The sequence below is a fragment of the Streptomyces mutomycini genome (assembly GCF_001700505.1).
Taxonomy (GTDB): domain Bacteria; phylum Actinomycetota; class Actinomycetes; order Streptomycetales; family Streptomycetaceae; genus Streptomyces; species Streptomyces mutomycini.
Window position 1 is genome coordinate 25412 of record NZ_MAPV01000205.1, and the last position, 20118, is coordinate 45529.

The 20118-nt window shown below is 67.2% G+C and carries 18 protein-coding genes and 1 tRNA gene; 9 read left to right on the forward strand and 10 right to left on the reverse strand.

Going from position 1 to position 20118, the window contains the following annotated elements:
* Positions 1-83 precede the first annotated feature (83 nt).
* Positions 84-218, reverse strand: a complete 135-nt coding sequence (locus BFF76_RS34085) for a DLW-39 family protein (protein WP_003958712.1) — start codon at positions 216-218, stop codon at positions 84-86.
* A gap of 283 nt (positions 219-501) precedes the next feature.
* Here BFF76_RS34085 and BFF76_RS26240 point away from each other — a divergent pair, with 283 nt between their 5' ends.
* Positions 502-861 (forward strand): DUF6344 domain-containing protein, encoded by a 360-nt coding sequence (locus tag BFF76_RS26240; RefSeq protein WP_031090413.1) that lies wholly within the window; start codon positions 502-504, stop codon positions 859-861.
* A gap of 221 nt (positions 862-1082) precedes the next feature.
* Here BFF76_RS26240 and BFF76_RS26245 read toward each other — a convergent pair.
* The 9 genes from BFF76_RS26245 to dnaA all read right to left on the reverse strand — a co-directional run bounded on the left by BFF76_RS26245 (position 1083) and on the right by dnaA (position 13723).
* Positions 1083-1159, reverse strand: a tRNA-Ile gene (locus BFF76_RS26245).
* Between the two features lie 71 nt (positions 1160-1230).
* On the reverse strand, positions 1231-1827 hold the full coding sequence (locus tag BFF76_RS26250) for a DUF3566 domain-containing protein (protein ID WP_031090411.1): 597 nt from the start codon (positions 1825-1827) through the stop codon (positions 1231-1233).
* 93 nt (positions 1828-1920) lie between these two features.
* Entirely contained in the window at positions 1921-4548 is a 2628-nt protein-coding gene (gyrA, locus tag BFF76_RS26255; RefSeq protein ID WP_031090409.1) for a DNA gyrase subunit A, read from the reverse strand.
* A gap of 46 nt (positions 4549-4594) precedes the next feature.
* Complete coding sequence (gene gyrB / locus BFF76_RS26260) at positions 4595-6664, reverse strand: DNA topoisomerase (ATP-hydrolyzing) subunit B (protein ID WP_031090407.1); 2070 nt, start codon at positions 6662-6664, stop codon at positions 4595-4597.
* 402 nt (positions 6665-7066) lie between these two features.
* Positions 7067-7627 (reverse strand): DciA family protein, encoded by a 561-nt coding sequence (locus BFF76_RS26265; RefSeq protein WP_234316654.1) that lies wholly within the window; start codon positions 7625-7627, stop codon positions 7067-7069.
* The gene (gene recF / locus BFF76_RS26270; protein ID WP_031090403.1) at positions 7624-8754 is read right to left on the reverse strand and encodes a DNA replication/repair protein RecF; all 1131 of its coding nucleotides are present in this window, start codon (positions 8752-8754) and stop codon (positions 7624-7626) included. Before recF ends, BFF76_RS26265 begins: the two co-directional genes overlap by 4 nt.
* A gap of 58 nt (positions 8755-8812) precedes the next feature.
* Positions 8813-9691: a phosphogluconate dehydrogenase (NAD(+)-dependent, decarboxylating) gene (gene gnd, locus BFF76_RS26275; RefSeq protein ID WP_031090401.1), complete on the reverse strand. Its 879-nt coding sequence runs from the start codon at positions 9689-9691 to the stop codon at positions 8813-8815.
* A gap of 145 nt (positions 9692-9836) precedes the next feature.
* Entirely contained in the window at positions 9837-10967 is a 1131-nt protein-coding gene (dnaN, locus tag BFF76_RS26280; protein WP_065849188.1) for a DNA polymerase III subunit beta, read from the reverse strand.
* Positions 10968-11941: 974 nt separating this feature from the next.
* Positions 11942-13723, reverse strand: coding sequence for a chromosomal replication initiator protein DnaA (gene dnaA, locus BFF76_RS26285; RefSeq protein WP_079122491.1), 1782 nt, complete (start codon positions 13721-13723; stop codon positions 11942-11944).
* A gap of 381 nt (positions 13724-14104) precedes the next feature.
* On the opposite strand from dnaA, the gene rpmH reads away from it, so the two are divergent.
* The 8 genes from rpmH to BFF76_RS26310 all read left to right on the forward strand — a co-directional run bounded on the left by rpmH (position 14105) and on the right by BFF76_RS26310 (position 20089).
* Positions 14105-14242, forward strand: a complete 138-nt coding sequence (gene rpmH / locus BFF76_RS31725; protein WP_078850492.1) for a 50S ribosomal protein L34 — start codon at positions 14105-14107, stop codon at positions 14240-14242.
* 18 nt (positions 14243-14260) lie between these two features.
* Entirely contained in the window at positions 14261-14632 is a 372-nt protein-coding gene (rnpA, locus tag BFF76_RS31730; RefSeq protein ID WP_078850491.1) for a ribonuclease P protein component, read from the forward strand.
* Entirely contained in the window at positions 14629-14988 is a 360-nt protein-coding gene (gene yidD / locus BFF76_RS31735) for a membrane protein insertion efficiency factor YidD (RefSeq protein ID WP_078850490.1), read from the forward strand. The genes rnpA and yidD overlap by 4 nt, the downstream gene beginning before the upstream one ends.
* A gap of 3 nt (positions 14989-14991) precedes the next feature.
* A complete protein-coding gene (gene yidC, locus BFF76_RS26290) occupies positions 14992-16254 on the forward strand; it encodes a membrane protein insertase YidC (protein WP_031090396.1) in 1263 nt (420 codons plus the stop codon).
* Between the two features lie 14 nt (positions 16255-16268).
* On the forward strand, positions 16269-16778 hold the full coding sequence (locus tag BFF76_RS26295; RefSeq protein WP_031090395.1) for a Jag family protein: 510 nt from the start codon (positions 16269-16271) through the stop codon (positions 16776-16778).
* Between the two features lie 99 nt (positions 16779-16877).
* On the forward strand, positions 16878-17594 hold the full coding sequence (gene rsmG / locus BFF76_RS26300) for a 16S rRNA (guanine(527)-N(7))-methyltransferase RsmG (RefSeq protein WP_031090394.1): 717 nt from the start codon (positions 16878-16880) through the stop codon (positions 17592-17594).
* Between the two features lie 303 nt (positions 17595-17897).
* Positions 17898-18992, forward strand: coding sequence for a ParA family protein (locus BFF76_RS26305; protein ID WP_078850489.1), 1095 nt, complete (start codon positions 17898-17900; stop codon positions 18990-18992).
* The gene (locus tag BFF76_RS26310) at positions 18989-20089 is read left to right on the forward strand and encodes a ParB/RepB/Spo0J family partition protein (RefSeq protein ID WP_078958834.1); all 1101 of its coding nucleotides are present in this window, start codon (positions 18989-18991) and stop codon (positions 20087-20089) included. Before BFF76_RS26305 ends, BFF76_RS26310 begins: the two co-directional genes overlap by 4 nt.
* Positions 20090-20118 lie beyond the last annotated feature (29 nt).

Consider the following 20118-nt stretch of genomic DNA (forward strand, 5'->3'; position numbering starts at 1 on the left):
GTCACGGTCCGGCAACAACGGACCCCGGACAGCAGAAAGCCCCGGCCGCTCGGCGGCCGGGGCTCTTAGCAGACTGTTCCGTCTCACACACCTGAACCTGCGGGCACGGAGTCGGTCGCCTCCGTCCACAGATCCTGCTCGGCGCGATCCGCCTGGATCTGGCGGTACACGAGGAGCCCGCCGATGGCGGCCAGTGCGACCAGGAGAAGCTTCTTCACCGCGCGACCTCGTCTTTCCTTGACGTAAGGGGACTTCTGGCGCCCGACTATACACACCGGCCGATACCGATCGGTGACCTCCCCGGAACCCTGCCGCCACCGGTTCCAGACCCCCGTCGAGGCCTCTCCGGCGCCCCCGGAGCAGCTCCTCCGGGCCGGTTGAACCATAAGAGTGGTGTTCATCAGAAGATCGGCGCACCGGGGGCGTCGGTCCCGGTTTCGACGGGCCGGATCCACATCATCGGAAAGGTAAGCAAACCGGACCACCTGAAAGCGAGGGGCCATGAGCACCTTCAGGGCCAAGAGCATCTGGACCGCCTTCATCACCGCCTTCTTCGCACTTCTCGCGTCGCTGGGCCTCGCCACCGCCCAGGCCACGGCCGCGGAGCCGACCGTCACGAGCCACGAGCACACGGGTGCGAACCCGGCAACCGCGGCCGCTCCCTCCGTCCGATGGACCCTTCCGCGTGACAGGGCGCTGCCACCCACGATGAAGCAGCGCATCCGCGCCGAGGCGCACGGCTCCTCGCCGGCCACCCGCCAGCTGTCCGCGGACACCACGGACGCCGCTCAGGCGTCGAGCAGCTCCCGCACCGCCCACAGCGCCACACCTGCCGGGGACTCGGCCCCGCTGCCACCCTGAGGGCGCCGCGAACGCCACCCAGGCCCCTGGTCCGGTTCACACCGGCGGGGGCCTTTTCCATGCCCCCGTACGTCCCCTGTCCTCACGGGCGGGCGCCCCGGCCCGCACCTGCGGAAGGGCACCCGGCACCTCCGGCGGATTCACTGACCGGCCGGTGCGGGCGAACTCGGCGCCGTACATGCGAAAGGCCCCCCACCGTTACCGGTGAGGGGCCTTCGTGCTGGTGGGGCTAACAGGATTTGAACCTGTGGCCTCATCCTTATCAGGGATGCGCTCTAACCAACTGAGCTATAGCCCCGCCGCGCTGCTGCGCTGACTTCTGAAGATTAGCGCACGTCGGGGCCAGTCCCAAAATCGATACCCGGCGTCCTACTCGTCCTCGGCGAGAGTGAGCTCCACGCCACCCACGAAGCCGGCCGACAGGTTGTAGATGAACGCGCCCAGCGTCGCCAGCGCCGTGGCCAGCACCACATCGATCACCGCGATGACCGAGGTGAAGATGAGGACGCGGGGCAGCGAGAGGAACGACTGCAGATCGAAGCCGTTGCTCTCGTTCGAGCCGGTGGCCTCGCTGATCGTGCCGCCCACGGTGGAGAAGACCCCCATCGCGTCCATCACCATCCACAGAACGGCGGCCGCGACCACCGTGCAGATGCCGAGGGCGATGGAGAGCAGGAAACTGACCTTCATCACCGACCACGGATCGGCCTTCGCCACCCGCAGACGCGCCTTACGGGTACGCGGAGTGGTCCGCGCCCCTGTACGGGGCAGCCGGGTCGCCTGCGCGCCGCCCACGCCCTGTACACCGCCCTGTGTGCCTTCGCCCCGCGTACCGCCCGCAGGCGACTGGTACGCCTGGGGCGGGTGGTAGGGCCCCGCCTTGCCCGGTGCGGGCTCCCGCTCGCCGGGCAACGGCCCGGTCGCGTACCCCTCGTACTGCGGCTGAGGTCCCCGAGTGTCCGTCACAGTGCCCCCTTGGGAGTCCGTGGCAGGGCCACGGACGCCGTTCGCGCCTGCTCCGGAAGCGGCCGAACCGGCGCCCGTGGCTCCACTCACGCTCTACTCCTCGTGCTCCCCGGCCGAGGGCGCCGTGCCCTCGGCTGTGCCCTCGACCACGTTCGCGGCATGGGCCTCGACCGTGGCGCCTTCGGCCTCATCGGTCCCGTCGACCTCTTCGGCCTCACGACCGGCCTCGGCGTTGCGCGCGATACCGACTACGGCATCGCGCTTGCCCAGATTGATCAGTTGGACGCCCATGGTGTCACGGCCCGTCTCCCTGACTTCATTGACTCGCGTACGGATCACGCCGCCGCCGAGCGTGATGGCGAGGATCTCGTCCGCTTCCTCCACCACCAGCGCACCGACGAGCGACCCGCGGTCCTCCACGATCTTGGCGGCCTTGATGCCCAGACCACCACGGCCCTGGACGCGGTACTCGTCCACAGCGGTCCGCTTCGCGTACCCGCCGTCGGTGGCAGTGAACACGAACGTACCGGGCCGGACAACATTCATCGAGAGCAGTTCGTCGCCCTCGCGGAAACTCATGCCCTTCACGCCGGAGGTGGCACGGCCCATCGGTCGCAGCGCGTCGTCCGTCGCCGTGAACCTGATCGACTGTGCCTTCCTGCTGACGAGCAGCAGATCGTCCTCGGCCGAGACCAGCTCAGCACCGATCAGCTCGTCGTCCGCGCCGCTCTCCGTCTCCCGGAGGTTGATCGCGATGACGCCACCGGACCGCGGTGAGTCGTAGTCCTTCAGCGACGTCTTCTTCACCAGGCCACCCTTGGTCGCCAGGATCAGATAGGGCGCCGCCTCGTAGTCGCGGATCGCCAGGATCTGCGCGATCTGCTCGTCCGGCTGGAAGGCCAGGAGGTTCGCGACGTGCTGGCCACGCGCGTCGCGGCCGGCGTCAGGCAGCTCGTACGCCTTGGCCCGGTAGACCCGCCCCTTGTTCGTGAAGAAGAGCAGCCAGTGGTGCGTCGTGGACACGAAGAAGTGGTCGACGATGTCGTCTTCCCTGAGCTTCGTGCCGCGGACGCCCTTGCCGCCGCGCTTCTGCGAACGGTAGTCGTCCGTCTTCGTGCGCTTGACGTAGCCGCCGCGCGAGATGGTGACGACGATGTCTTCCTCGGCGATGAGGTCCTCGATGGACATGTCACCGTCGAAGGGCACCAGCTTGGAGCGCCGGTCGTCACCGAACTTGTCGACGATCGCCGCCAGTTCCTCGCTGACGATCTGACGCTGCCGCGCCGGCGACTCGAGGATCTCGTTGTACTCGTTGATCTTCGCCTGGAGCTCGTCGTGCTCGGCGGTGATCTTCTGGTGCTCCAGCGCGGCCAGGCGGCGCAGCTGCATCTCCAGGATCGCGTTCGCCTGGATCTCGTCGATCTCCAGCAGGCCCATCAGGCCCTCGCGCGCGATCTCGACCGTGTTGCTGCGACGGATGAGTGCGATGACCTCTTCGATCGCGTTCAGCGCCTTGAGCAGGCCGCGCAGGATGTGCGCCCGCTCCTCGGCCTTGCGCAGCCGGAACCTCGTGCGCCGGACGATGACCTCGATCTGGTGCGTCACCCAGTGGCGGATGAACGCGTCGATCGACAGTGTGCGCGGCACCCCGTCGACGAGCGCCAGCATGTTCGCGCCGAAGTTCGACTGCAGATCGGTGTGCTTGTAGAGGTTGTTGAGCACGACCTTGGCGACCGCGTCACGCTTCAGCACGACGACCAGTCGCTGCCCCGTGCGCGAGGACGTCTCGTCACGGACGTCCGCGATGCCGCCGACCTTGCCGTCCTTCACCAGGTCGGCGATCTTCTGCGCGAGGTTGTCGGGGTTGGTCTGGTACGGGAGCTCCGTGACGACCAGGCACTGCCGGCCCTGGATCTCCTCGACCGCCACCACCGCACGCATCGTGATCGAGCCGCGTCCGGTCCGGTACGCCTCCTCGATGCCCTTGCGGCCGACGACGAGCGCGCCCGTCGGGAAGTCCGGGCCCTTGATCCGCTCGAGCAGGGCGTCCAGGAGTTCCTCGGGCGTGGCCTCCGGGTTCTCCAGGTACCACTGCGCACCGGCCGCGACCTCGCGCAGGTTGTGCGGCGGGATGTTGGTGGCCATGCCCACCGCGATGCCTGCGGAGCCGTTGATCAGCAGGTTCGGGAACCGGGCCGGCAGAACGACCGGCTCCTGGTTACGGCCGTCGTAGTTGTCCTTGAAGTCGACGGTCTCCTCGTCGATGTCCCGGACCATCTCCATGGACAGCGGCATCATCTTGCACTCGGTGTACCGCATGGCGGCGGCCGGGTCGTTGCCCGGGGAACCGAAGTTGCCGTTGGAGTCCACGAGCGGCATACGCATCGACCAGTGCTGTGCCAGTCGCACGAGTGCGTCGTAGATGGAGGAGTCGCCGTGCGGGTGGTACGTACCCATGACGTCACCGACGACGCGGGCGCACTTGTAGAAGCCCTTCTCCGGCCGGTAACCACCGTCGTACATCGCGTACAGCACCCGGCGGTGGACGGGCTTCAGACCGTCCCTCACGTCGGGCAGCGCACGCGACACGATGACGGACATCGCGTAGTCGAGGTAGGAGCGCTGCATCTCCGTCTCGAGCCCCACGGGCTCGACACGCATGCCCACGCCCGGGACGGCGGGCTCCTGTTCGGGCATCACAGGGGTGTTCTCGTCGGCCATTGCTGGTCAAAGTCCTTTCGCGCTGCGGCTTGCTTGTACGGCCGACTCAGATGTCGAGGAAGCGGACGTCCTTGGCGTTGCGCTGGATGAACGAGCGCCGTGCCTCGACGTCCTCACCCATCAGCACCGAGAAGAGGTCGTCGGCCTGCGCCGCGTCGTCCAGCGTGACCTGGCCCAGCACACGGTGGTCGATGTCCATCGTGGTGATGCGGAGCTCCTCGGCGTTCATCTCGCCGAGACCCTTGAAGCGCTGGATCGAGTCTTCCTTGATCCGCTTGCCGTTCTGCTTGCCGAGCGCCACCAGGGCGTCGCGCTCACGGTCCGAGTACGCGTACTCGAAGTCGTCGCGGCCCCACTTGATCTTGTAGAGCGGCGGGCGCGACAGATAGACGTGCCCGGACTCGACCAGCGGACGCATGAAGCGGAACAGGAAGGTCAGCAGCAGGGTGTTGATGTGCTGGCCGTCGACGTCGGCGTCCGCCATCAGAATGATCTTGTGATAGCGGAGCTTCTCGATGTCGAAGTCCTCGTGGACCCCGGTGCCGAAGGCCGAGATCAGCGCCTGGACCTCGGTGTTCTGCAGGATCTTGTCGATGCGGGCCTTCTCGACGTTCAGGATCTTGCCGCGGATCGGCAGGATGGCCTGGTACATCGGGTTACGGCCGGACTTCGCCGAACCACCGGCGGAGTCACCCTCGACGATGAAGATCTCGCACTTCGTCGGGTCGTTCGACTGGCAGTCACTCAGCTTGCCGGGTAGCGAGGCGCTCTCCAGGAGCCCCTTGCGCCGGGTCAGGTCACGGGCCTTGCGCGCCGCGACCCGGGCCGTGGACGCCGCGATCCCCTTGCGGATGATGTCCGCGGCCTCGTTGGGGTTCCGGTCGAACCAGTCCGTCAACTGCTCGTGGACGACCTTCTGCACGAAGGTCTTCGCCTCGGTGTTGCCCAGCTTGGTCTTCGTCTGGCCCTCGAACTGCGGCTCGCCCAGCTTCACCGAGATGATCGCCGTCAGACCCTCGCGGACGTCCTCACCGGTGAGGTTGTCGTCCTTCTCACGCAGCAGCTTCTTGTCGCGCGCGTAGCGGTTGACCAGCGAGGTCAGCGCCGCACGGAAGCCCTCCTCGTGCGTACCGCCCTCGTGCGTGTGGATCGCGTTGGCGAAGGAGTAGACACCCTCGGTGTACTGCGTGTTCCACTGCATGGCGATCTCGGCCGACAGGAGCCGGTCCTTGTCCTCGGCCTCGATGTCGATCACCGACTGGTGAATGAGGTCGCCCTTGCGGGAGTTGAGGTACTTGACGAAGTCGACGATGCCGTCCTCGTAGTGGTACTTGACCGTCCGGGTCGGCTCCTCCTCGGGGACGTCGACGGCCTCGGCGCTGTCCGCGCCGGCCGTGGCCCTCGCCGCCTCGCGCTCGTCGGTCAGCTTGAGGGTGAGTCCCTTGTTGAGGAACGCCATCTCCTGGAAGCGGCGCGAGAGGGTCTCGAAGGAGTAGTCGGTGGTCTCGAAGACGTCTCCGTCTGCCCAGAAGGTGACGGTCGTCCCCGACTCCTCGGTGGCCTCGTGACGGGCCAGCGGGGCTGTCGGGACACCGAGCTTGTAGTCCTGGGTCCAGCGGTAGCCGTCCGTCTTGACCTCCACGGCCACCCGCGTGGACAGGGCGTTGACGACGGACACGCCGACGCCGTGCAGACCACCGGAGACGGCGTAACCGCCGCCGCCGAACTTGCCGCCCGCGTGCAGCACGGTGAGGACGACCTCGACGGCCGGCTTGCCCTCGGACGGCACGATGCCGACCGGGATACCGCGGCCGTTGTCGATCACACGCACCCCGCCGTCGGCGAGGATCGTGACGTCGATGGTGTCCGCGTGCCCGGCCATCGCCTCGTCGACCGAGTTGTCGACAACCTCTTGCACGAGGTGGTGGAGACCGCGCTCACCTGTCGACCCGATGTACATACCGGGTCGCTTGCGGACCGCGTCCAGGCCTTCGAGCACGGTGATCGCGCTGGCGTCGTACGAGGCGGTGACCTCGCCGTGCTCACCGGCTGTGGACGGGATGTTCTCGTTGGGGTTGCCGGAATCGGCCACGAAGCGCCCTTTCTGGCACAGCACAGGCCGTTCTCCGGCAGGCGGGAGCGGCTGCGTCGTTCGGCTTGTATCGACGACTCCCGCGAGGAAGCGGGATTGTCCATCAGTCTACCGGTAGCTCTGACATGAATGGGGGTTTGCCGGTGCCTGAGTACGCATGTGCCGCCCTGAATGAGCGGCTGACGACTCCCCATATTCGGGAAGGGTCCCCGGGAGGCTCACGAGGGCTTTGTGCGCTTCGGGCTGTCAACCTCCCGCTACGGTGAGGGACGCTCCACGCTCTCCACGCGAACCGAATCGCCACATAGCAGCACAGACCGGAAACACCGGACCGTCGGCAAATCGTCACAGAAGGAGGAAATCCGCCCTCCAGGCCGGTCGCGGCACGAGCCGGGAACCGAAGACTCCCGATAAGGAAAGCCCTGCTCAGCCGTAGGTGTCGCCGGGCCCTTTGCTCCCCGGAGCCCGGAGAGGGCCGAATCTGCGCTGCGGGCCGCCCGGACCGAGCACTTTGATCATCCGCACCGTGCCCTGGCCCAGATCCGTGTTCAGCCGGGCCACCAGCTGCGGCGCCAGCAGCCGGAGCTGCGTCGCCCATGCCGTCGAATCGCACTGCACGGTCAGAACCCGCTCGGCCGGATCCTCGTCGTACCGCACCGGCACACAGTGATTGGCCAGATCTCCACCGACGATCTGCGGCCAGCGGCCCATCACGCCGCCGACAGCCGCCGGGGTCTCCCAGCCCCGCTCCGTGATGAGCCGGTTGATCGCCGATCCCAGGGCCAGCGGATCACGGCCGTCGGACCGGGCGCCCGACCGCAGACCGCCGCCCCGCCTCGCCTGGTTTTTCTGCTGTGCCGCCGCGCCCCGGGCACGGGCCTGCTCCTTCGCCGCGCGGAGGGCCACGCGCGCCAGATCCACGCCCGACACCTCGGGCTGCTTCACCGGGCCCTGCGTGGGCCCTCCCTGCTCGTCCGGGCCGCTCACAGCCGCTCCACCGCTCCGGCGGACACCGCGTACCGCGCTCCGGCCAGCGCTCCCGGGACGTCGTCCTCCACAGCGGCGGTCACCAGCACCTGTTCACCGGGGGCCACCAGCTCCGCCAGCCGCTCGCGACGCCGCGCGTCCAGCTCGGCGAACACGTCGTCGAGCACCAGCACCGGCTCGTTGCCCTCGGCGCGCAGGAGGTCGTACGAGGCGAGCCGCAGCGCCAGCGCGTACGACCAGGACTCGCCGTGGCTCGCGTAGCCCTTCGCCGGCATACCGCGCAGGCCCAGCACCAGGTCGTCCCGGTGCGGGCCGACCAGGGTCACCCCGCGCTCGATCTCCTGCTTGCGTGCCTCCACCAGCGCCGCCATCACCTGCTCGTACAGCTCCTCGCGGGTGCGCGCGGGCTCCACATCGGCACCGACCGAGCTGCGGTACTCCAGCGTCACGGGTCCACCGCCCGGGGCGACGTCCCCGTACGCCTTGTCCGCCAGCGGCTGCAGGGTAGCGATCAGGTCCAGCCGCTGCGCCAGCAGCTCCGCCCCCACCCGGCCCAGGTGCTGGTCCCACACGTCGAGCGTGGACAGATCCATCGACCTGCCCCCGTGCCTGCGGGCCATGGCCGCGGACTTCAGCAGGGTGTTGCGCTGCTTCAGGACCCGTTCGTAGTCGGAGCGCACTCCGGCCATCCGGGGGGAGCGCGCCGTGATCAACTCGTCCAGGAAGCGCCGGCGCTCGCCGGGATCGCCCTTCACCAGAGCCAGATCCTCGGGAGCGAAAAGCACCGTCCGCACTATCCCCAGGACGTCGCGCGGCCTGACCTGCGAGGACCTGTTGATGCGGGCCCTGTTGGCGCGGCCCGGATTGAGCTCGAGCTCGATCAGCTGCGAGCGCTCGCCCTGGGTGACCGCGGCACGCACGACGGCGCGCTCCGCGCCCATCCGCACCAGGGGGGCATCGGACGACACCCGGTGGCTGCCGAGCGTGGCGAGATAGCCGACCGCCTCCACCAGATTGGTCTTGCCCTGGCCGTTGGCCCCCACGAACGCGGTGACGCCCGGATCGAGAGGCACCTCGACCCGGGCGTACGAGCGGAAGTCGGCCAGCGAGAGATGCGTGACGTGCATGGTCGCCGACCTTTCCGACTGCTCTGCTGTGTGCTGCTGTACCGCCTGCTGCCGACGGCTACTTCTTGTTCTCCACCGCGTGGCCGCCGAACTGGTTGCGCAGCGCGGCGATCATCTTCATCTGCGGGGAGTCGTCCTGGCGCGAGGCGAAGCGCGCGAACAGGGACGCGGTGATCGCCGGCAGCGGCACCGCGTTGTCGATGGCGGCCTCGACCGTCCACCGGCCCTCGCCGGAGTCCGCCGCGAAACCACGGAGCTGGTCGAGGTGCTCGTCGTCGTCCAGCGCGTTGACCGCCAGGTCGAGCAGCCAGGAACGGATGACCGTGCCCTCCTGCCAGGAGCGGAAGACCTCGCGCACGTCCGTGACCGAGTCGACCTTCTCCAGGAGCTCCCAGCCCTCGGCGTACGCCTGCATCATGGCGTACTCGATGCCGTTGTGGACCATCTTGGCGAAGTGGCCGGCGCCGACCTTGCCCGCGTGGACGGAGCCGAACTCGCCCTCGGGCTTGAGCGCGTCGAAGATCGGCTGGACCTTCTCCACATCGGCCGTGTCGCCGCCGTACATCAGGGCGTAGCCGTTCTCGAGGCCCCAGACACCACCGGACACGCCGCAGTCGACGAAGCCGATTCCCTTGATGCCCAGCTCGACCGCGTGCTTCTCGTCGTCGGTCCAGCGCGAGTTCCCGCCGTCCACGACCACGTCGCCCGGGGAGAGGAGCTCGGCCAGCTCGTCGACGGTGGACTGGGTCGCCGCACCCGCCGGAACCATCACCCACACGACGCGCGGACCCTTGAGCTTGCCCACAAGCTCTTCGAGGCTGTGGACGTCGGCGACGTCCGGGTTGCGGTCGTAACCGATGACGGTGTGGCCTGCGCGGCGGATGCGCTCGCGCATGTTGCCGCCCATCTTGCCGAGGCCGACGAGACCGAGCTCCATCAGAGATTCCTTAAGCGTTGTGCCGATTCGTACCCGGGTCCGAGCCTACGCCCGGCCGGGACGGCACGGCGGGGTGCAGCAGGGTGGGCACGCTCTGCGCTGAGCCTGCCCGCCGGAAGCCGCGATTACGGGAACGACCCCCGGATCAGCCGGAGAGGCGGACCGGCATGATCAGGTACTTGTACGCGTCGTCCGCCTCCGCGTCGACGGCCGGACGGCCGCTGAGCAGCGCGGGCTTGGTGGACGTCGTGAAGGAGAGCTGGGCGACCGGGGAGTCGATCGCGCTGAGCCCGTCCAGCAGGAACGTCGGGTTGAAGGCGATCGAGATGTCGTCGCCCTCCAGCACGGCGTCGACACGCTCCACAGCCTGTGCGTCGTCGCTGGAGCCGGCCTCGAGGATCAGCACGCCCTGCTCGAAGCTGAGCCGAACCGGGGTGTTGCGCTCGGCGACGAGGGCCACACGCTTGACCGCCTCGACGAACGGGGCGGTCTCGATGACCGCCACCGAGTTGAACTCGGTGGGGAAGAGCGTCCGGTACTTCGGCAGATCGCCCTCGAGCAGCCGCGTGGTCGTACGCCGGCCCGCGCCCTCGAAACCGATCAGTCCTTCGCCTGCCCCTGACCCGGACAGCGCCAGCGTCACCGTGTCGCCGCTGGTCAGCGCCTTGGCCGTGTCCAGGAGCGTCTTGGCCGGCACCAGGGCCACGGCCGAGGCGTCGGGATTCTCCGGCTTCCAGAGGAACTCACGGACCGCGAAGCGGTAGCGGTCGGTCGAGGCGAGGGTGACGGTGTCGCCCTCGATCTCGATCCGGACGCCGGTCAGGACGGGAAGGGTGTCGTCACGGCCGGCGGCGATGGCGACCTGAGCTGCCGCGGATGCGAAGACCTCGCCGGGGACGGTGCCCGTGGCGGTCGGCATCTGCGGAAGGGCCGGGTACTCCTCCACAGGCAGGGTGTGGAGTGTGAACCGCGAGGAACCACAGACCACCGTGGCCCGCACACCGTCTGTGGAGATCTCCACCGGACGGTTCGGCAGGGCGCGGCAGATGTCGGCGAGCAGCCGGCCGGAGACGAGCACCGTGCCGTCCTCCTCGATCTCCGCGTCCACCGAGACCTTGGCCGAGACCTCGTAGTCGAAGCTCGAGAAGCTGAGGGCGCCGTCCTCCGCCTTCAGCAGAAGGCCCGCGAGAACGGGCGCCGGCGGACGGGCCGGGAGGCTGCGTGCCACCCAGGCCACCGCCTCCGCGAGTAGATCGCGCTCCACCCGGATCTTCACCGGAACCGCCTCCTGCTGTTGCTCGCTCGCCCTACTGGCCTTCGTCGGTTGACCGGGGCTCCCTGCCGAAGGGCTGGGGACGCCGCCGGGGTCCAGTCTGACGTACGGCACCGACACTCGTTGCTGCTCGGGGTCAAGTCGCACCAAGAGGTTCGCCGAGCTCGTCGCTCGAGTTGTGCACAGGCCCCACTTCGAAGCTGATTCCTGGCTAACTCTGAGTGGTAGTAGTAGTAGGCCCTGTGGAAACCGTGGATAACGCCATTTTCCCAGCTCAGAGGCTGTTTTTTGTCCACCGACCCTGTGGGTGGCACCGGTGGACAACCAGGCGTTTCTGTGGACACACGAAAGTTCTGCACACCCGATGCACAGGGCGGGGTGACTTCTCCCCAGGCCTGTCCCCAGCTTTACCCACGTTCCCCACAGCCCAACCCGGCACCCTCGTGTGACGCCTTTCACTCTCGGCAGTGAAAGCGGGTGTTGGGTTGCCGAACAGTGGACAGGGGTGTGGAGAAGCTGGGGACAACAGGGACTCGCCTGTGGGCCGCCGGTGGACAACATCATCCAGACCCTGTGGACAAAATTTCTGTCCACAGGCTGTGGATCACGGTTGACCACAAATCCCCAGCCACGTGACCTGGCCTGATGGAGTATCGGCAGCAAGCCCTGTGGACGCAATCTGGACAACTTCACAGTCCCCAGGCTGTGGACGCCGGATTCCCCGCTCTTCTGTGGAGAAGGGGGCTTCTGCGGACCGTATTCGAACACTCAAGAGGCGTGCGGCCGTCGCACCGGCCGCGGCCCCGTGCGGGAACAGGTGCCTGGAGTTGGTCCAGGAGCGCCCGTGGCCGCGCCTGGAGGTGGTCCCGCAGCTATCTGTGAGGCCTTCTGACGACAGAAGGGCGCCCCGGCGAGGACGTCGTGCGGTCCTCGCCGGGGCGCCCCTGGTGCGCGGTGCGGCCGGGTGTTCCGGCCCGTCAGCCGTTCTTGATGCGGTTGGTGAGCTCGGTGACCTGGTTGTAGATGGAGCGCCGCTCCGCCATCAGGGCACGGATCTTCCGGTCCGCGTGCATCACCGTGGTGTGGTCGCGCCCGCCGAACTGGGCGCCGATCTTGGGAAGGGACAGATCCGTCAGCTCGCGGCACAGATACATCGCGATCTGGCGAGCCGTCACCAGGACGCGGCTGCGGGAGGACCCGCAGAGATCCTCCACAGTCAGACCGAAGTAGTCCGCGGTCGCTGCCATGATGGCCGGCGCGGTGATCTCCGGAGCGGAGTCCTCGCCGCCGGGGATCAGGTCCTTGAGCACGATCTCGGTCAGACCCAGATCCACGGGCTGGCGGTTCAGGCTCGCGAAGGCGGTCACCCGGATGAGAGCGCCCTCCAGCTCGCGGATGTTGCGAGAGATGCGGGAGGCGATGAACTCGAGCACCTCCGGCGGGGCGTTGAGCTGCTCCTGCACGGCCTTCTTCCGGAGGATGGCGATACGCGTCTCGAGCTCCGGCGGCTGCACATCGGTGGTGAGGCCCCACTCGAACCGGTTGCGCAGCCGGTCCTCGAGGGTCACCAGTTGCTTGGGCGGACGGTCCGAGGACAGCACGATCTGCTTGTTGGCGTTGTGGAGCGTGTTGAAGGTGTGGAAGAACTCCTCCTGCGTCGACTCCTTGCTCGCCAGGAACTGGATGTCGTCGACCAGGAGGATGTCCACGTCCCGGTAGCGCTTCCGGAAGGTGTCGCCCTTGCCGTCACGGATCGAGTTGATGAACTCGTTGGTGAACTCCTCGGAGCTCACGTACCGCACCCGGGTGCCCGGATAGAGGCTTCGTGCGTAGTGCCCGATGGCGTGCAGCAGGTGAGTCTTGCCGAGCCCCGACTCCCCGTAGATGAAGAGGGGGTTGTACGCCTTCGCGGGGGCTTCGGCTACGGCGACCGCCGCCGCGTGTGCGAAGCGGTTGGACGCCCCGATCACGAACGTGTCGAAGAGGTACTTCGGATTCAGCCGGGCGTGCGGCTCACCGGTCCCCGCCGGGGGCGCGGACTGCGTGCCCATGGGGCCGCCGCCGGTCCTTCCCGTTCCATGGCCGCCCTGCCGGTGCTGGGGCGGCTGGTCCTGCAGATCGTGGCGGTCGCGGTCCCGCTGCTGCTCGTAACCCTGGTGCTCGGGCGGCTGCGGGCGGTAGTCGTGCTGGGGCTGCTGCGGGCGCGGGCTCGCGTACGGGTCGCGGTCCTGGTATCCGCCGTGGCGGGGCTGCCAGGAGAGGTCCTCCTGGGTGCGTGGCCAGGCGCCGGGTTCGGGCCGGTGCTGCTGGTAGTCCGGGTATGCCGGGCGGGCGGTGGGCATACCGTCGTCGGAGGGCCTGGCGCCATAGCTGTCGTACCCGTCGCCGCGCGGGGGTTCGTCGTGCTGCGGACCCTGGTAGCGATGGGACTGCTGCCCTTGGCGGGGCTGGTGCATCGGGGGCGCGGGAGGAGCGGGGGGCTCTCCCGCGGAGTCGTCGACGGTGATCGCGATGCGGATCGGACGTCCGCACTCACGAGTGAGCGTCTCGCTGATCAGCGGTGCGAGCCGGCCCTCGAGGACCCGCTTGCCCCACTCGTTGGGTACGGCCAGCAGCGCTGTGTCAGCGACGAGCGCGAGGGGCTGGCAGCGCTCGATCCACTGCTTGTCCTTCGGCTCGATGCCCTGCTGGCCCTCCCCGAGGAGTTGTTCCAGCACTCGTGGCCACACTGCGGCAAGATCGGCAGGTACGTCAGCCACAAGGCACGCTCTCTCGCATGTCCCACGAATGTGTGCTTCTCGGGACGGGATGGGTCGGGTCGGGTGAGGCCCGGCAGGCAGGAAGGAAAAGAACCCGAGTTCAGCCACGGTAGTCAGGCCGACCCGCGCGGTTCAAGTTGTTGTCCACAGGCTGTGTACAGAAGTGGGTGGCGAGGAGCTGGTTTGACCGGATGGCGCAGCCGCGCGTACCGTGACCAGGTCGAGTTGTCGATGGCTGCTGCCGCCTGCCTCCGATGGGCAAAGATCACGATCTGTGATTGTGAAGCGGTGCACTAAGGCGTTTACGCGAGTTCCTCGTGGGCGCACGGTGACAGCCAGGCGATGTCCCGCCAACACACGAATCATTTCTGGAGCCCCCGAGTGAGCAAGCGCACCTTCCAGCCGAACAATCGTCGTCGCGCCAAGACCCATGGCTTCCGACTGCGCATGCGTACCCGTGCCGGCCGCGCGATTCTCGCGAACCGCCGTGGCAAGGGTCGCACCAACCTGTCCGCCTGATCGCGGTCAGGTCATGACGTGCTGCCTACCGAGAATCGGCTGAGGCGGCGCGAGGACTTCGCGGTCGCTGTACGCCGAGGACGTCGGGCCGGACGCCCGCTACTCGTCGTACATCTACGCAGCGGTGCTACGGACCCGCACGTGACAGGGGAGAGTGCTCCCCCGCCACGTGCGGGTTTCGTTGTCAGCAAAGCTGTGGGTGGAGCCGTCGTTCGCACCGCGGTGAAGCGGAAGCTTCGCCATCTGGTCCGCGATCGGCTTGCTCAGCTGCCCCCCGGTAGCCTTGTTGTCGTACGAGCGCTACCCGGATCGGGTGACGCCGACCATGCACAGCTGGCCCGAGACCTGGACGCCGCACTTCAGCGGCTGCTGGGAGGGGGCGCGCGATGAAGTACCCGCTGCTGGCTCTTATCAAGCTGTATCAGTGGACGATCAGCCCGCTACTCGGGCCTGTCTGCCGTTACTACCCGTCGTGTTCCCACTATGGATATACGGCGATCGACCGGCACGGAGCGATCAAGGGAACAGCGCTGACCGCTTGGCGCATCCTGCGTTGCAACCCGTGGTCACCCGGCGGCGTGGATCACGTACCGCCACGCAAACGTCCGCGTTGGCACGAAATGCTGCGCAGCTGTGTGCGTGGTGGCAAGGGCGGGGACTCCGCCGCCGATGTGCCTTCCGGGGGGTCGGTCTCCGAACCCCTGAGCCCGGCCACAGAGACCTCGCCCAAAGCTCAAGGAGCCTGATTAGTGGACACGATTGCCAGTCTGTTCAGCTTTATCACCACACCTGTTTCGTGGGTCATCGTCCAGTTCCACAAGCTGTACGGCGCGCTCTTCGGCGACGACACGGGGTGGGCCTGGGGCCTGTCCATCGTGTCCCTGGTGGTCCTGATCCGGATCTGTCTGATCCCGCTTTTCGTGAAGCAGATCAAGTCCACCCGGAACATGCAGGTGCTCCAGCCGAAGATGAAGGCGATCCAGGAGCGCTACAAGAACGACAAACAGCGTCAGTCCGAAGAGATGATGAAGCTGTACAAGGAGACGGGTACCAATCCGCTCTCCTCGTGCCTCCCCATCCTGGCGCAGTCCCCGTTCTTCTTCGCCCTGTACCACGTGCTCTCGTCCATCGCCTCGGGCAAGACGATCGGTGTCATCGACCAGTCCCTGCTGGACAGTGCCCGTCAGGCGCACATCTTCGGTGCCCCGCTGGCCGCGAAGTTCATGGACAGCGAAGAGAAGGTCCAGGCGCTCGGCGCCTCGCTGACTGACGTCCGTGTCGTGACCGCGATCATGATCGTGATGATGTCCGCGTCCCAGTTCTTCACACAGCGCCAGCTGATGACGAAGAACGTCGACCTGACGGTCAAGACCCCGTACATGCAGCAGCAGAAGATGCTGATGTACATCTTCCCCGTCATCTTCGCCGTCATGGGTATCAACTTCCCCGTCGGCGTCCTCGTGTACTGGCTGACCACGAACGTCTGGACCATGGGTCAGCAGATGTATGTGATCAACCAGAACCCGACACCGGGCAGCAAGGCGCAGGACCAGTATCTGGGCCGCCTCCTGAAGAGCGTCACCTCTCATGGGCAGGTTCGTGGCAGGACCCGGCGCAACACCGTCAAGCGAATCGTTGCCAAGGGAACCGACCGCAACGACATCGAGCGCAAGTTCATCACCGGCCTGAGCAAGCTCGGGCTCGCCGCCCAGGAGGACGGGACTGTCGCCAAGAGCGACGCCGCCGTTCTGGAGGCCGAGGGCGGTGCTGCGGCCAAGCGGCAGCAGCCCAAGCGCCAGTCCAAGTCGAAGCGGCACACCGCAGCCACGCACCCCGGCACGTCGAAGGGTTCGGAGTCCGGCTCCACCGGCTCGGAAACCAAGACCTCGCTGGAGAAGCGGGACGATACGCCGAAGCCGGCGGACAAGCCCGCTGCATCCGGCTCCTCACGCCAAGCCAAGTCCGGACAGCGCAAGGGCCCGCAGCGGCCCAAGCACCCGTCCAAGAAGTAAGAAGGAGTCCATCCGTGACGGAAGGCACCACCACCACGGCCGCTGAGGGCAGCGACACTCTGACCCGCCTCGAGCAGGAGGGGGAGATCGCGGCTGACTACCTCGAAGGCCTGCTCGACATCGCCGACCTCGACGGCGACATCGACATGGACGTGGAGGCGGACCGGGCCGCGGTCTCGATCATCAGCGACTCGGCGCGTGACCTGCAGAAGCTCGTTGGGCGCGACGGTGAGGTGCTGGAGGCGCTTCAGGAGCTGACGCGTCTGGCCGTCAACCGTGAGACCGGTGACCGCAGCCGTCTGATGCTGGACATCGGCGGTTTCCGTGCCAAGAAGCGTGAGGTTCTCGCGGCTCTGGGTGCCAAGGCCGCGGACGAGGTCAAGAGCTCTGGCGAGCCGGTGAAGCTGGAGCCGATGACGCCGTTCGAGCGCAAGGTCGTGCACGACGCGATCGCGGCAGCAGGTCTGCGCAGTGAGTCCGAGGGCGAGGAGCCGCAGCGCTTCGTCGTCGTACTCCCGGCCTGACCGGATCCTTGTACTGTCGGCCCCGTCTGTTCGCAGGCGGGGCCGATCTTTGTCAGCCTGATAGTCAGCGTGCTAGTGCGGTACGGAAGGACGGTCCCCGTGACGGAGGAAGCAGAGCTCCCTCAGGCGCCCCAGGAGGCGCAGGCGGTATTCGGTGAGTTCTTTCCAGAGGCTGTCAGGTATGCGGAGCTGCTCGCGGACGCGGGCGTCAAGCGCGGACTGATCGGCCCTCGCGAGGTTCCCCGCCTGTGGGAACGACACCTTCTGAACTGTGCGGTGCTCTCCGAGGTAGTTCCCGAAGGTGTCACGGTGTGCGATGTGGGGTCGGGGGCGGGGCTTCCTGGTATCCCGCTGGCGTTGGTGCGCCCCGACCTGAAGATCACTCTGCTTGAGCCGTTGCTGCGGCGCACGAACTTTCTTCAGGAGGTCGTCGAGCTGCTGGGGCTGGATCATGTGACGGTCGTCCGCGGCCGGGCCGAAGAGGTACTCGGTACGCTGCAGCCCGTTCATGTGGTGACAGCCCGAGCAGTTGCCCCGCTCGACCGCCTCGCTGGATGGGGTGTGCCTCTGCTCCGCCCGTACGGCGAGATGCTGGCGCTCAAGGGCGGCACCGCTGAGGAAGAGATTCAGGGAGCTCGTGCTGCTCTGAGCAAGCTAGGAGTGGTGGAAACCGAGGTGCTGCACGTCGGTGAGGGGCTGGTTGATCCTGCGGCCACCGTGGTGCGTGTGGTGGTCGGGGAGAGTCCGGGCGGTGTGAGGTTCGCCGCAAAGCGGGCGAAGGCCGCCAGGGTGGGCCGGACGCGCAGGCGCCGATAGACGTCGCTGGACGAGAGCTTGGTGCGCCCTTGTTCGGCGTTTTGATGCACTGGTGAGCGCTTTTTTCTGATGCTCCATGCATGCAGCCATATGCGCCGCCTGCGGAGTGTCGGGAGCCCCTCGCTGGGCTGCGAAGGCATCGTGTTTCACGTGAAACGTCGCTCTCTGCTGCAGGGAATCATCGGCCGCGGTCGTGCGGCTGCCACGCCGCGCGACCGCAAGTCCGTGCGGGCTACGAAGTTGTCCACAGAACCGGATTCATCCACAGAACAGTCGGCCTCGCTGGTTCACGACCCCGAAACCATGGCAGGCTCTGTTCATTGCGAGCCTGAAGTCGAGGAGAGTGAATCCTTGCGGTCCGACGCCAACATCGCGGGACCGATGACCGACCCGGTCCCCGGTCCCCGTACCGAGTCCCTGGGGGACGGTGTTTCACGTGAAACACCGCCACCGATGGACGACACACCTATCGGTCGTGCCGCTCAACTGGCGGTAGAGGCCCTCGGCCGCGCCGGCGAGGGGTTGCCGCGGCCTGACCGGACACGCGTCATGGTAGTTGCCAACCAGAAGGGCGGTGTGGGTAAGACGACGTCGACGGTCAATCTCGCAGCATCGCTCGCACTGCATGGTGCGCGCGTCCTGGTGGTGGACCTCGACCCGCAGGGGAACGCCTCCACGGCTCTGGGGATCGACCATCACGCGGAAGTCCCCTCCATCTACGACGTACTGGTGGAGAGCATGCCGCTCTCCGAAGTAGTGCAGCCTGTCCCGGACGTCGAAGGCCTCTTCTGTGCGCCGGCGACCATTGACCTCGCCGGTGCGGAGATCGAACTGGTGTCGCTGGTTGCGCGGGAGAGTCGGCTGCAGCGAGCGATCCAGGCGTATGACCAGCCGCTGGACTACATCCTTATCGACTGTCCGCCTTCGCTCGGCTTGCTGACGGTCAACGCCCTCGTAGCCGGGGCAGAGGTGCTCATCCCGATTCAGTGTGAGTACTACGCACTGGAGGGGCTCGGCCAGCTACTTCGCAACGTCGACCTGGTCCGGGGGCATCTGAACCCGGACCTTCACGTGTCGACGATCCTGCTCACCATGTACGACGGCAGGACCAGGCTCGCGTCACAGGTCGCGGAGGAGGTGCGCACCCACTTCGGCAAGGAAGTGCTGCGGACCAGCATTCCGCGTTCCGTACGCATCTCGGAGGCCCCGAGCTACGGGCAGACCGTCCTGACGTACGATCCGGGCTCCAGCGGTTCCCTGTCCTATCTTGAGGCAGCCCGCGAGATCGCGCTGAGAGGCGTCGGAGTGCATTACGAGGCCCAGCACGCTCCTGCGAGCGAGGGTGCCCGCGCGGGCGTTCAGAAGAGTCAGCAGAGTCATTCGGAGGGCATGCAGTGAGCGAGCGTCGTAGAGGGCTGGGGCGTGGACTCGGTGCACTGATCCCCGCAGCTCCGCAGGAGAAGCAGGTCCCGGGCCCCTCGTCCGGGACGAGCGCGGGGAGCGCATCACCAGTAATGACCGCCGAGCGTGGGGTGGCCGCTGCAAAATTGGCAGCGCTCCCGTCCGGCGTGTTGGTCCCGGAGCCGAGTTCTCCAGTAGGAGGCCAGGAGCCCACCGCCGGGGAGACCGATTCCGTAGGGGCGTATTTCGCTGAGATTCCCCTCGCTTCGATCACGCCCAACCCCAGGCAGCCCCGCGAGGTCTTCGACGAAGACGCCCTGGCAGAGCTGGTCACATCCATCAAGGAGGTCGGTCTCCTCCAGCCCGTCGTCGTACGCAAGGTCGCAGAGGACCGCTACGAGCTCATCATGGGTGAGCGTCGCTGGAGGGCGTGCGGCGAAGCCGGTCTGGAACGCATCCCGGCGATCGTCCGTGCGACCGACGACGAGAAGCTTCTTCTCGACGCGCTTCTGGAGAACCTGCACCGGGCTCAGCTGAATCCCCTTGAGGAGGCGGCGGCGTACGACCAGTTGCTGAAGGACTTCAAGTGCACGCATGATCAGCTGGCGGACCGGATCGGCCGGTCCCGTCCGCAGGTGTCGAACACGCTGCGTCTGCTGCGGCTCTCCCCGCCCGTACAGCGACGGGTTGCGGCAGGAGTCCTCTCAGCCGGGCATGCGAGGGCCTTGCTGTCGGTGGACGACTCCGATGAACAAGACCGGCTTGCCCACCGCATCGTGGCCGAAGGACTGTCGGTGCGTGCCGTCGAGGAGATCGTGAATCTGCTCGGATCCGAGCCGACGAGTTCTGCCAAGCCGCGGGGCCCCAGGGCCGGCGGCCGCGTCTCTCCGGCCTTGACCGATCTCGCTTCGCGCCTCTCGGATCGCTTCGAGACGCGAGTGAAGGTCGATCTCGGACAGAAGAAGGGAAAGATCGTCGTCGAGTTCGCCTCGATGGAGGATCTGGACCGCATTCTCGGGAGCCTCGCTCCGGGTGAAGGACGCGTCCTGGAACGGAGTACCGAGGAGGAGCAGGCTGAGAGCGACGAGGCCTGAGCGAGCTGGACGGCAAAGGGCGGGCCGAG